This window comes from Mesorhizobium sp. KR1-2 (assembly GCF_040045035.1).
Taxonomy (GTDB): domain Bacteria; phylum Pseudomonadota; class Alphaproteobacteria; order Rhizobiales; family Rhizobiaceae; genus Pseudaminobacter.
On sequence record NZ_JBDZDS010000012.1, the window covers coordinates 42632 to 54981 of the forward strand.

The 12350-nt window shown below is 65.3% G+C and carries 10 protein-coding genes; 2 read left to right on the forward strand and 8 right to left on the reverse strand.

What is annotated here, in order from left to right:
* Positions 1 to 7: 7 nt before the first annotated feature.
* From tsaE to ABLE85_RS20950, 8 genes are all read right to left on the reverse strand, one after another.
* Positions 8 to 1519 (reverse strand): tRNA (adenosine(37)-N6)-threonylcarbamoyltransferase complex ATPase subunit type 1 TsaE, encoded by a 1512-nt coding sequence (gene tsaE / locus ABLE85_RS20915; RefSeq protein ID WP_348794643.1) that lies wholly within the window; start codon positions 1517 to 1519, stop codon positions 8 to 10.
* Between the two features lie 2 nt (positions 1520 to 1521).
* Positions 1522 to 4092: an ATP-binding protein gene (locus tag ABLE85_RS20920; protein WP_348794644.1), complete on the reverse strand. Its 2571-nt coding sequence runs from the start codon at positions 4090 to 4092 to the stop codon at positions 1522 to 1524.
* 192 nt (positions 4093 to 4284) lie between these two features.
* Complete coding sequence (gene ahcY, locus ABLE85_RS20925) at positions 4285 to 5685, reverse strand: adenosylhomocysteinase (RefSeq protein ID WP_348794645.1); 1401 nt, start codon at positions 5683 to 5685, stop codon at positions 4285 to 4287.
* A gap of 158 nt (positions 5686 to 5843) precedes the next feature.
* On the reverse strand, positions 5844 to 6140 hold the full coding sequence (locus ABLE85_RS20930) for an HPr family phosphocarrier protein (RefSeq protein WP_348794646.1): 297 nt from the start codon (positions 6138 to 6140) through the stop codon (positions 5844 to 5846).
* Complete coding sequence (locus tag ABLE85_RS20935) at positions 6137 to 6538, reverse strand: PTS sugar transporter subunit IIA (RefSeq protein ID WP_348794647.1); 402 nt, start codon at positions 6536 to 6538, stop codon at positions 6137 to 6139. The genes ABLE85_RS20930 and ABLE85_RS20935 overlap by 4 nt, the downstream gene beginning before the upstream one ends.
* Before the next feature lie 173 nt (positions 6539 to 6711).
* Entirely contained in the window at positions 6712 to 7158 is a 447-nt protein-coding gene (locus ABLE85_RS20940) for an HPr kinase/phosphorylase (protein WP_348794648.1), read from the reverse strand.
* 5 nt (positions 7159 to 7163) lie between these two features.
* On the reverse strand, positions 7164 to 8948 hold the full coding sequence (locus tag ABLE85_RS20945) for a sensor histidine kinase (protein ID WP_348794649.1): 1785 nt from the start codon (positions 8946 to 8948) through the stop codon (positions 7164 to 7166).
* 62 nt (positions 8949 to 9010) lie between these two features.
* Complete coding sequence (locus ABLE85_RS20950; RefSeq protein ID WP_348794650.1) at positions 9011 to 9712, reverse strand: response regulator transcription factor; 702 nt, start codon at positions 9710 to 9712, stop codon at positions 9011 to 9013.
* A gap of 393 nt (positions 9713 to 10105) precedes the next feature.
* Here ABLE85_RS20950 and ABLE85_RS20955 point away from each other — a divergent pair, with 393 nt between their 5' ends.
* Together ABLE85_RS20955 and arfB are read left to right on the forward strand one after the other, a co-directional pair.
* Positions 10106 to 11716 (forward strand): phosphoenolpyruvate carboxykinase, encoded by a 1611-nt coding sequence (locus ABLE85_RS20955; protein ID WP_348794651.1) that lies wholly within the window; start codon positions 10106 to 10108, stop codon positions 11714 to 11716.
* 81 nt (positions 11717 to 11797) lie between these two features.
* Complete coding sequence (gene arfB, locus ABLE85_RS20960; RefSeq protein WP_348794652.1) at positions 11798 to 12235, forward strand: alternative ribosome rescue aminoacyl-tRNA hydrolase ArfB; 438 nt, start codon at positions 11798 to 11800, stop codon at positions 12233 to 12235.
* The last annotated feature ends 115 nt before the right edge of the window (positions 12236 to 12350 follow it).

The following is a 12350-nucleotide window of genomic DNA, read 5'->3' on the forward strand; positions in this document are numbered from 1 at the left end:
CGGTCTGTCAAAGCTTTACGTCCCCAGTGAAGCCGTGAACCTGATAGAAATCGCGCAGCTCGGCAAGGGCGGGATGGGCAAGCGCGCGGCGCAGATAGTCGCGGATGCGCGGCAGGTGCTTCAGATAGTCGGGCTTGCCATCGCGACGGTCGAGCCGCACGAAGATGCCGAGTATCTTGGAATTTCGTTGTGCCGACATAATGGCATAGGCCTCGGCAAAGCTTTTCGCGTCAAAGCCGCCGGCGGCCTGCCTGGCGGCGACATAGGCATTCACCGTGGCCGCTTCGATCTCTTCGGGCACGGTCACGCGCGCATCCATGGCGAGCGAGGCGACGTCGTAGGCCGATGGGCCGATCAGTGCGTCCTGAAAATCGATCACGCCGAGCCGGTCGAAGCCCTCGCGCTCGGCACGCCAGATGATGTTGGGCGAGTGGAAATCGCGCATCATCAAGCCCTTTTCGGCATGCTGCAGCCGGTCGATCAGCGCATTCCAAAGCCGGCGGAACTCGTCGCGTAGCGCCGGGTCGGCCGGCTTGCCCGTCGCTGCCGGCACATACCAGTCGAGCAGCAGCTCGACCTCGATCAGCATGGCGTCGCGGTCGAAGGGCGGCACGGTGTGCACGACGCCCGGCGCGATCTCGATGCGATCCGGCCAGGCCTTGCCATGCATCATGGCAAGAAGCTCGGCGGCGGCCACATAGCGCTCGGCGACGGGCCTACCGTCGACCAGAAAATTCTCCGAACCGAGATGCTCGATGAGCAAAAGACCGTTTTCGAGATCCTGTGCATAGATCTCCGGCACGCTGACGCCGCCCTCGTGCAGCGCGCGGTCGAGCGCGACGAAAGCGGCGACGGTGCGCGCCGTGTGGGCGATCTCGGCGTAGGCCTTGCCGTCGCGGACGGGCGGGCCCAGCACCAGTTCGGGCGAGTTCATCAGAACGCGCGGCTCGTAGCCTTCGAGCGTGACGATCTCGTAGGCGCGGGCCGAAGCGTCGCCGGTAAAATAGGAACGCGACGCCTCGCCCCAGCCGGAACGTTTTAGAAAATCGCGGATGGCGAAGGAACGCGCGATGCGGGCGCCCGCGGCCGCATCCGGCGCCACGATGCGCGCCATCCGTCCGGCGCCCTCTTCGCTCAGCTCGATGCGAATGGCGGCTCGCGGCATGCGGTGGCCGGCCTTTTCCGGCCATTCGACCAGCGCCGCACCCTGCTCCAGCGCATCGTCGAAGCCGAGCTCGTCGAGCTCTTCCTCGGACGACAAGCGGTAGAGGTCGAAATGCTGGATTGGCAGGCGGCCCTCATAGACCTGCACGAGCGTAAAGGTCGGGCTCGGCACTTCGAGCTCGGGATCGCCGGCAAGCGCGCGGATCAGGCTGCGCGCCAGCGTGGTCTTGCCGGTGCCGAGATCGCCATGCAGCGCCAGCACGTCGCCGCGGCGCAGGGCAAGCGCCAGGTCCTCGCCCAGCCGCAGCGTCGCCCGCTCGTCGGGCAGGAAGCGTTCGACGATGAAGTCGGCCACCGCTACTCCGCCGCCTGGCGAACGCCGGTCGGCGTGTTGGGGAACAGGCAGATCACGGTGGTGCCGCGATCCCGGCCGGTCTCGATGCGCACCGAGCCGCCATGCAGCTCGACAAAGCTCTTCACCACCGACAGGCCGAGGCCCGCACCGCGCCGCCGCCCGCCATTGACGCGCGGCTCGAAGCGGCGGAACACCGTGTCGAGGATTTCCGGCGGCATGCCGGGGCCGTCGTCATGGACGGCGAACTCCACGCCCTGCGCCGTCTGCCGGCAGGTGAGCGCGACGGTGCTGCCCTCGGGCGCGTAGTTGGCGGCGTTGCTGAGCAGGTTGTAGAGGATCTGGCGGATGCGCGTCTCGTCGCCATGAAAACTCTTCGGGGCCTGCGCGGCATCGATCGTAAGGCGAATGCGGTGCTCGTCCAGCCGGTCGGCCACCAGCTCGGCTGCGGCGGCGATGGTCTGGTCGATGCGCACCTCGGCCAGCTCCAGCTCCATGATGCCGGCATCGACGGTTGCGAGGTCGAGAATGTCGTTGACGATGGTCAAGAGGACCGACGACGACGAGCCGATATGCTCGAGATATTCGCGCTGGCGCTGGGTCAGCGCCCCCGTGGTCGGCAAGGACAAAAGCTCGGTGAAGCCGATGATGTTGGTCAGCGGCGAGCGCAGCTCATAGGAGACGTGTTGGACGAAGTCGTTCTTGAGCTGGTCGGCCCGCTGCAGCGCCTCGTTCTTGTCCTTCAGCGCGCGCTCGACATTGACGCTGTCGGTGACGTCGACAAAGGTGATCATCACCTGGCCGTTGGGCAGGTGGATGACGGCGTAGCGCAGCACGGTGCCGTTGCTCAGTTCTGTCTGGCCACGCCCGTCCCTGCGCTCTTCGTCGAAGCCGGTGACGGCGGCAACGAAATTCGCCCACGGACTGTCCTTGGCGACGGTGTCGCACTGGGCGCGGATGACCGAGATGTGGGTGTTGGCGCGCACCAGCTCGGGCGACAGGCCCCAGAGGCTGAAGAAAGCCGGGTTGGACAGGCGGATGCGCCCGTCGGGGCCGAACACGGCCACGCCCTCGGTGAGGTTGTCGAGCGTTTCGCCCTGCACGCGCACGGCGGCGTTGTAGCGGCTTTCGAGATTGATCCGCTCGGTCAGGTTCTCGAACACCCAGGTGACGCCGCCCTTGGGCTGCGGATTTGCAATGACGCGCAGGGTGCGGCCATCGGGCAGGTGCCACCAATGCTCCTGCGGTTCGACCGCGCGGTAGGCGCCCAGCAGGTTTTCCTTCCAGCGCCGCCATTCCGGCTGCTCGGCGATCTTGCCCCCGCTGCGCAGCCGGTCGAGCAACAGCGCATTGTCGGGCGCGCTGTCGAGGAAAGCGACCTCGAGGTCCCACAGCTTCTGGAACGCCTGGTTGAAGAAGCGCAGCTTTTCGTGCTCGTCGAAGATCGCCACGGCCGTATTGAGCTGGTCGAGCGTGTCGGCATGGCTGCGCACCGCGCGCTCATATTCCTCACGGATGACCTCGATGCCGCTCATATCGACGGCGATGCCGGCCGAGCCTTCCTGGCTGGCGAAATCGGTGACGGCAAACATCTTGCGGTCGCCGCCGATCACCGTCGACAGCGTCTGCTCGAACACCGGATGCGCGGCATGCTGCTGCGCGATCGCCTCGCGCGCCGAGGTGCCGAGGAATTCCTTGCTCTCGCGCAGCACCGCCTCGGGCGTCGCGGCTTCGACCGCTTCGGCATAGGCGCGATTGACCCAGCGCAGCCGGCCATCGGCGCTGCGCAGCCAGAACGGCATCTTCAGCGCGCCGACCAGGCCGATCATGTTGTCGCAATCGGCGGCAAGCCGCTGGTTCTCCAGCTTGAGGCGGACCTGCTCCCGCTGCGTTTCCGACTGCGAAACGAAGCGAACCAGCGTGTGCGACGGCGTCTTGCGGCCCTGAACCTCCAGAGGAGCGGCAGTGTGCGTCTCTACGGCGAGATCGAACTGCGTGCCCTTTTCGCGCAGGGCAGCTACGGCGCGGTCGAGCGCGGCGGCCGAGCGTGGCGTCATCCAGCGGCCGAAGGCCAGGAACGCGGCCCGGTCTTCGGGCGCGCCGACATCGGCCGGCAGAGAGCCGACGATTTCGGGTTTCTGCCTCTCGCTGGCCCAGACGACGATGCGCTGGTCGCGCAGATTGAGGAGGGAGTCGGAGCGCTGCAGCGTGGCGTTGAGATCAGCGACGCGGGCGCGCAGCTCGACATTGTCGGACGAGATCCTGGCCCGCTCGCGGATCAGCACGATCGCCGACAGCAGCGCGGCACCCATCACACCGACGAAAACGGCCATCTGCATGACGTCGACCGCACCGACCGGAAGGTTCGCCGAGCCGGCGACGTCGGCGGCTGCATCGGCCAGCGCCAGGTCCGCCCGGAGAAGCCCGAAAAGGGAGGTCGCGGCCAGCAGGGCGCACGCGATAGGCCGCGCCAACAGGCCAGGCCGCCGCCCCTTTGCCGCGAGAGCGCGCCCGTTCGAATCCCTGTGGCCGCCGGAGACGGCCTGTCCCGCGCGTAGCGGGTTTTCCCCCGGCATGTCTTTCCTCTCCGCCGCCTGAATGCAAGACCGCCTTGAAGCCTGCCCTCCCCGCCCGGAGCTCAAAGCGTAGCGAATCACAGACACAATAGCCGCTGGTCGAATCGACGTGAAGAAGCTGTGGCGGCAAAAAGAAAACCGGGCGAAAGTCAATCGCCCGGTATCAATATGTTGTGTATTGGTTAATTCAAATCAGTATCTGTAGTGCTCGGGCTTGAACGGGCCCTTCGGCGTGACGCCGATATAGGAGGCCTGTTCGTCCGAAAGCTCGGTCAGCTTGGCGCCGAGCTTGTCGAGATGCAGGCGAGCGACCTTTTCGTCGAGGTGCTTGGGCAGCACATAGACCTCGTTCTTGTACTGGCCGCCCTTGGTGAACAACTCGATCTGGGCCAGCACCTGGTTGGTGAAGGAAGCCGACATCACGAAGCTCGGATGGCCGGTCGCGTTGCCCAGATTGAGCAGTCGGCCTTCCGACAAGAGGATCATGCGCTTGCCGTCCGGGAAGGTGATCATGTCGACCTGCGGCTTGACGTTGGTCCACTTCAGATTGCGAAGTGCCGCGACCTGGATCTCGTTGTCGAAGTGGCCGATGTTGCCGACGATGACCATGTCCTTCATCGCCCGCATGTGGTCGAGGGTGACGACGTCCTTGTTGCCGGTCGTGGTGATGACGATGTCGGCGGTGGGGGCAGCTTCCTCGAGCGTGACCACCTCGAAGCCGTCCATGGCGGCCTGCAGGGCGCAGATCGGGTCGACTTCGGTGACCTTGACGCGCGCGCCGGCACCCTTGAGCGAAGCCGACGAGCCCTTGCCGACGTCACCATAGCCGCACACGACGGCAACCTTGCCGGCCATCATCACGTCGGTGCCGCGGCGGATGCCGTCGACCAGCGATTCCTTGCAGCCGTACTTGTTGTCGAACTTCGACTTGGTGACCGAGTCGTTGACGTTGATCGCCGGGAAGGGAAGCAGGCCCTTCTTCTGCAGCTGGTAGAGACGGTTGACGCCGGTGGTGGTTTCCTCGGTCACGCCGCGGATCGCCTCGCGCTGCTTGGTGAAGAAGCCGGGCGTGGCGGCCATGCGCTTCTTGATTTGCGCGAACAGGATTTCCTCCTCCTCGCTGCCGGGCTTGGACAGCACGTCCTCGCCGGCCTCGGCGCGGGCGCCGAGCAGGATGTACATGGTGGCGTCGCCGCCGTCGTCGAGGATCATGTTCGAGGTGCCGCCATCGGCCCACTGGAAAATCTTGTCGGTGTATTCCCAGTACTCCTCCAGGGTCTCGCCCTTGACCGCGAAGACCGGGATACCGGCCTCGGCGATCGCCGCGGCAGCGTGGTCCTGCGTGGAGAAGATGTTGCACGAGGCCCAGCGAAGCTCGGCGCCGAGCGCCTTCAGCGTCTCGATCAGCACCGCCGTCTGGATGGTCATGTGCAGCGAGCCGGTGATGCGCGCGCCCTTCAGCGGCTGCTTCTCGCCGAACTCCTCGCGGCAGGCCATCAGGCCCGGCATTTCGGTTTCAGCGATCTCGATTTCCTTGCGGCCCCAGCCGGCAAGCGAAATATCGGCGACGATGTGGTCCTTGCTAGCAGACATGCCAGTGCTCCGATGTGCGATTCTTGCGAAAGCGCACCCCCTCGCCGGAAGACCCGTGACGGGGCGCCGTTATGGGGGCTGACTAGCAGATCGCCGCCCAATCGACAATGGGATATAAAGAAATCTTTATTCGTGCATATCTTCAGCGCGAGGGTCGCTCAGATTTCCTCGCCGAAGCGATCGGCGATCAGCGCGCCCAGCGCGTCGACGACTTCCTGCGCCTCGGGTCCGTCGGCAGTGACGCGGATGCAGCAACCCGGGCTCGCCGCCAGCATCATCAGCCCCATGATCGAGGTGCCGCCGACCTTGATGCCGTCCTTCTCGACCTCGACACTGGCCTCGTAGCCGCCCGCCACCTGCACGAACTTGGCGGAAGCGCGGGCGTGGAGGCCGCGCTGGTTGATGATCCTGAATTCCCGGGTGACGGCGCCGTTCTCGGCGGAAAGATCGCTCATTTGCTGCTCAGGAGTTGGCTGGCCACGTTGATGTATTTGCGGCCGGCGGCCTGCGCTTCCTCGAGCGCAAGGGTCATGTCGTTGTTCTTGCGCACGCTGGTGAGCTTGATCAGCATCGGCAGGTTCATGCCCGCGATCACTTCGACCCGGCCGCCCTCCATCACCGAGATGGCAAGGTTGGAGGGCGTTCCGCCAAACATGTCGGTCAGCACCACCACGCCGGTACCGGTATCGGTGCGCGCCACGGCTTCGACGATGTCGCGCCGGCGCTGCTCCATATCGTCCTCGGGACCGATGGCGATGGTTTCGAAATATTCCTGGGGTCCGACGACGTGCTCTACGGCGTTCCGGAACTCCGCGGCCAGTTGACCGTGCGTCACGAGCACGAGTCCGATCATTCTGCTTTGGCTCCCGTCATGATCTGTTGCGAGCGCGTCCCCTTCTGCCCGCACTGCCCGGATAGGCTCTGGCAGAGGGCCGCTATCTTGTCGAGGCGGGTGGCGTTTACAAGCCCTAAAACGCTTTGGCGAATGCCATTTTGCCGCACAGTGTCGCGCCGTTTCGACACTTGTCAGCCCAAAGGCGGCAGGGAAAGTCGTGCGGCGACGGCGGCCAGGGCCGGCTCCACGGCGCGCTCGCGAACTTCCAGCAGCGGCAGCCGGCAGCCGGCCACCTCCTCGAAAGCGTCGTCGGGAAGACGCTGCAGGCTCTCCGCCGGCACCAGTCGCACCACAAGATCGATGACGGCAGCCGGCTCGGCCTCTATCGGCCGCGGCCCCACCCCATGTACTTCGACAAGCCCTCGGATGGGGCTCGGCGCTCGGCAGACCAGCCGGCCGGCCGGTGCCGACACCAGCACCTGGTCGTCGGCGACGAGACGGGCCTGGCGGCCCATCTGTTGGAACCTTGCAAGAAGCGCCAGCGCCAGCATGCTCTTGCCGGAGCCGGATGGGCCAATGATCAGAAGACCGCGCTCGCCGAGGACGAGCGCGGTGCCATGCAGATTGGGCGCGGACACGAGGTTCAGGCCTCGGCCGGCAAGGTCATGACGAAGCGGGCGCCCTTGATGTCGCCCGGCTTGCCGCCCGGAATGTTCTCTGCGGTGAGGGTTCCGCCATGGGCCTCGACGATCTGGCGGCTGATGGACAGGCCGAGGCCGGAATTCTGGCCGAAGGCCTCGCCGGAGGGGCGATCAGTGTAGAAGCGCTCGAAGATCCGGTCGATGTTGTCGGCGCGGATGCCGGGGCCGTTGTCGTCGACGCTGACGATGTTGAACTTGCCGGCGCGCTCGAGCGTGATCGTGATGCGGCCGGTGTTATCCGGCACGAAGGAACGTGCGTTCTCGATCAGGTTGGTGACCACCTGGCCGATGCGCAGGTCGTGGCCGAGGGTGAAGAAGCCCTTTGCGCCCTGCGGCAGCTTCTCGGCCTTGAACTCGATCTCGACCTTGCGCTTGTGGCGGCCGGCATCCTGCGACACCGCTACCAGGTCGCCGATCAGCTTCTTCAGGTCGACCTTGCCGGAATCCTCGCGCACGAGCTCAGCGTCGAGCCGCGAGGCGTCGGAGATGTCAGTGATCAGCCGGTCCAGCCGCTTCACGTCGTGCTGGATGATTTCCATGAGCCGGTTGCGCGAGGTCTCGTTGCGAGCAAGCGGCAGGGTCTCCACGGCACTGCGCAGCGAGGTGAGCGGGTTCTTCAGCTCGTGCGACACGTCCGCCGCAAAGCTCTCGATCGCCTCGATGCGCGCGTAAAGCGAGTTGGTCATGTCGCGGACCGCGACCGAAAGATTGCCGATCTCGTCCTGGCGGTCGGAGAAGTCGGGGATCTCCTCGCGGTTCTTGATGCTGCGGCGCACGCGCACCGCCGCCGCCGACAGCCGGCGCAGCGGCGTGGCGATGGTGGAGGCCAGAAGCATGGACAGGATCGCCGTGACCAGCGCGGCGATGCCGAAGACGCGCAGGATCGCCTTGCGCTCGGCCGCGACGATCTTGTCGATGTCGCCGCCCTCCGTCGACAGCATCAGCACGCCCAGCACGGCGCGGAAGCGCTGGATGGGCACGGCCACCGACACGATCTGCTCGCCTTGCTCGCTGATGCGCACCACGGTCGAGGGACTGCCGGTCAGCGCGGTGATGACCTCGGGGAACGCCGCGCCATTGCCGCCGGGCTGCTCCTTGTAGACCGGCAGGTCGGTGTTGCGGAACAGATCGAAGACGAACTTCTCGACCCGCTCCATCACGCCGGGGTCTTCCTCCGCCACCGGCGGCAGGTCGTAGCGCAGGATCTGGCCGCGCGAATAGAGGTGACGGGAGTCCAGCAGCAGGTTGGCGTCACGGTCGTAGATGCGCGCGCGCGTGCGCGTCGGCGAGATCAGGCGGCGCAGAACCGGCGCCACGCGCTCCGGATTGATGGGAAAGTCGAGGCTGTCGAGCTGGTCTGAGCCGGGCCCGAGGGCCTCGCCGGCCTGTAGCTCCAGCAGCTTTTCCGGATCGATGCTGATCGAGTCCGTCTCGACCGTGGCGGAAGCCGCGATAGCGCCGGCGATGATCTCGCCCTGCGTCATCAGGCTCTCGACGCGCGCGTCGATCAGCCCGTCCCGAAAGGTGTTGAGATAGAGGATGCCGACGACCAGAACCCCGAGCCCCGCGAGGTTGAGGAACAGGATGCGGCGGGTCAGGCTGGAGAAGACATGGTGGCCGAGAAAGCGGCGCATGGGCACCGTCAACCGGGACAGAAGCGCGGACACGGGGCCCCGCGGCCTGCGCGAGGCCGCCACCGGTTTCTTCAGCTCACTCTCTATGGCCATTGAGGCAAAAATCCCAGGAACCCGGACTGGCCGACCCCGTCGGCCGCCGGGTCCGTCGTCAGTCACGCCTCGCGGAAGCGGTAGCCGACCCCGTACAGGGTTTCGATCATCTCGAAATCCTGGTCGACCGCCTTGAACTTCTTGCGCAGACGCTTGATGTGGCTGTCGATGGTGCGATCATCGACATATACCTGCTCATCATAGGCCGAATCCATCAGCGCATCACGACTTTTCACGACGCCGGGACGCTGGGCCAGCGAATGCAGGATCAGGAACTCGGTGACGGTGAGAGTGACGGGCTCGCCCTTCCAGGTACAGGTGTGCCGCTCCTGGTCCATGACCAGCTGTCCGCGCTCGAGAGAGCGGGCCTGCTGGTTGGGGGCCTTGGCGGCTGCCTCGCGGGCGCTCGCCCGGCGCAGCACCGCCTTGACGCGCTCGACCAGCAGACGCTGCGAGAACGGTTTGCGGATGAAGTCGTCGGCGCCCATCTTTAGGCCGAACAGCTCGTCGATCTCGTCGTCCTTGGAGGTCAGGAAGATCACCGGCAGGTCGGTCTTCTGGCGCAACCGGCGCAGGAGCTCCATGCCGTCCATCCGCGGCATCTTGATATCGAGGATGGCAAGATTTGGCGGACGCGCCGCCAGCCCTTCCAGCGCCGAGGCACCATCGGTGTAGGTTTCGACGCGATAGCCTTCCGATTCCAGCGCAATCGAGACTGAGGTCAGGATGTTGCGGTCGTCGTCGACAAGCGCGATTGTTGCCATTTCAAGCGGCTCCCTCATGGGCTTGTGTCCCTAGTCCTGTAGCGGAAAGGGCTATTGCAGGACAAATTGGGTACAAAATGTGGCACAGAAACCGCTCCTTGTCACAGGAAGCCTGTCCGTTTCTATCTTGCCCGGCACTTCAACACCGCCTCGTTACCATCAAGGCAGGCACCCGCTCCAAAGATAGGGAATTGTGTCCATGATGTGCAACCCTTCTGCGACAGAAAGCGTTTTAAACGATTTAAAATATTTTCAAAATCTTTAAATCGATTAATGATTTGAAATCGCTAATCTTTTCTGGTTCTGGCCGTTTTCGTCCTACATAATGAGGGCGATTGACGTTCGGCGACCTGTCCGGGCACTGGCAGCAACCCTGTATTTGGAGAACGCCGAATGACCGAAATCGGCAAACGAAATCCCACTCACGGCATCGACAAAAATGGCCTGAAGACGTCGGGCAAGGTGCACTACAACCTCGGCGCGGCTGAGCTTTACGAGGAAGCAGTGCGGCGCGGCGAAGCCAAGCTGACCGCGCATGGCGCGCTGGTGGCCGAGACCGGCCAGCACACCGGCCGCTCCGCCAAGGACAAGTTCGTGGTGCGCGATGCGGCAACCGAGCCGCATGTGTGGTGGGACAACAACAAGCCGCTTTCGGGCGAGCATTTCGAGGTGCTTCTGGCCGATTTCGTCGCGCATGCGGCTGACAAGGACCTCTTCGTGCAGGACCTGGTCGGAGGCGCCGACGCCACCCAGAAGCTGCCGACGCGCGTCATCACCGAATTTGCCTGGCACTCGCTGTTCATCCGCAACCTGCTGATCCGCCCGGAAGCCGGCGAACTCGCCGATTTCGTGCCGCAGATGACCATCATCGACCTGCCGTCGTTCCGCGCCGACCCGGCGCGCCACGGCTGCCGCACCGAAACCGTGATCGCCGTCGACCTGACGCGCATGATCGTGCTGATCGGCGGCACCTCCTATGCCGGCGAAATGAAGAAGTCGGTGTTCACCGCCCTCAATTACCTGCTGCCGGTAAAGGGCGTGATGCCGATGCACTGCTCGGCCAATGAGGGTCCGAACGGCGACGCCGCGGTCTTCTTCGGCCTGTCGGGCACGGGCAAGACGACGCTTTCGGCCGACCCGTCGCGCACGCTGATCGGCGACGACGAGCATGGCTGGGGCCCGGACGGCGTCTTTAACTTCGAGGGCGGATGCTACGCCAAGACCATCCGGCTCTCGGCCGAGGCCGAGCCGGAGATCTTCGCCACCACGCAGCGCTTCGGCACCGTGCTGGAGAACGTGATCCTCGACGAACACCGCGTTCCGGATTTTGACGACGGCCGCCTGACAGAGAACACGCGCTGCGCCTATCCGCTGCACTACATCCCCAATGCCAGCGCCACCGGCCGCGCCGCGCATCCCAAGAACATCATCATGCTGACGGCCGACGCCTTCGGCGTGCTGCCGCCCATCGCCAAGCTGACACCGGCCCAAGCCATGTACCACTTCCTGTCGGGCTACACCGCCAAGGTGGCCGGCACGGAAAAGGGCGTGACCGAGCCGGAGGCGACCTTCTCGACCTGCTTCGGCGCTCCCTTCATGCCGCGGCATCCGTCGGAATACGGCAACCTGCTGCGCGAGCTGATCGCCCAGCACGGCGTCGACTGCTGGCTGGTCAACACCGGCTGGACCGGCGGCGCCTATGGCACCGGCAAGCGCATGCCGATCAAGGCCACGCGCGCGCTGCTGTCGGCCGCGCTTGACGGCTCGCTGAACGGCGCCGAGTTCCGCACCGACGCCAATTTCGGCTTCGCGGTGCCGGTAGCTGTGCCGGGCGTCGATGCCGCGATCCTCGACCCGCGCTCGACCTGGGCAGACCGCGAAGCCTATGATCGCCAGGCGAGCAAGCTGGTCGGCATGTTCATCGACAACTTCGCCAAGTTCGAATCCCATGTCGACGCCAGCGTGCTGGGCGCCGCCCCGCGCGTGCGCGAAGCCGCCGAATAAGTTACTGGCAGGGACGGACATGGAAAGGCCCGGCACGCGCCGGGCCTTTTCTTTTTGCGCGCCGCACGGCATCTGTAGGCGATGAATTCGGACGAGAAGATCATCATCGCCAACGACGTCGTCATCCACCCGGACGACATCGAGGAGAGCTTCATCCGCTCCTCCGGCCCGGGCGGGCAGAACGTCAACAAGGTGGCGACAGCGGTGCAGTTGCGCTTCGACGCCAGGAACGCGCCCGGCCTGCCCGAGCGTGTGCGCGAGCGCACCATCAGGCTCGCCGGGCAGAAGGCGACCAAGGACGGCGTGATCGTCATCGAGGCCGGCCGCTTCCGCACCCAGGAGCAGAACCGCGCCGACGCCCGCGCCAGGCTGACGGCGCTGGTGGCCAAGGCAGCCGAGCCGCCGCCCAAGCCGCGCAAGAAGACGAAGCCGTCCAAGGGCGCGATCGAACGGCGGCTGAAGACCAAGGCCGGCCGCTCGACGGTGAAGAAGCTGCGCGGCAAGGTTGAAAGCGACTGATCGCCGCCGCGTCGGCTCGACGACGGCCGGTTTCGGGTGGCGGCGACAGCCCTTTCCTGCCACGCAGCCTTTCGATTGCGCGAAAAGCGGCGCGAAGCCTGCCGATTTCGTTTCG

Bases quoted from the DNA above. Each gene is read 5' to 3' on its own strand.
- ABLE85_RS20950 (WP_348794650.1), bottom strand. From the start codon at position 9,712: ATGGCAACAATCGCGCTTGTCGACGACGACCGCAACATCCTGACCTCA.
- ABLE85_RS20935 (WP_348794647.1), bottom strand. From the start codon at position 6,538: ATGATCGGACTCGTGCTCGTGACGCACGGTCAACTGGCCGCGGAGTTC.
- ABLE85_RS20955 (WP_348794651.1), top strand. From the start codon at position 10,106: ATGACCGAAATCGGCAAACGAAATCCCACTCACGGCATCGACAAAAAT.
- ABLE85_RS20945 (WP_348794649.1), bottom strand. From the start codon at position 8,948: ATGGCCATAGAGAGTGAGCTGAAGAAACCGGTGGCGGCCTCGCGCAGG.
- ahcY (WP_348794645.1), bottom strand. From the start codon at position 5,685: ATGTCTGCTAGCAAGGACCACATCGTCGCCGATATTTCGCTTGCCGGC.
- ABLE85_RS20920 (WP_348794644.1), bottom strand. From the start codon at position 4,092: ATGCCGGGGGAAAACCCGCTACGCGCGGGACAGGCCGTCTCCGGCGGC.
- ABLE85_RS20930 (WP_348794646.1), bottom strand. From the start codon at position 6,140: ATGAGCGATCTTTCCGCCGAGAACGGCGCCGTCACCCGGGAATTCAGG.
- arfB (WP_348794652.1), top strand. From the start codon at position 11,798: ATGAATTCGGACGAGAAGATCATCATCGCCAACGACGTCGTCATCCAC.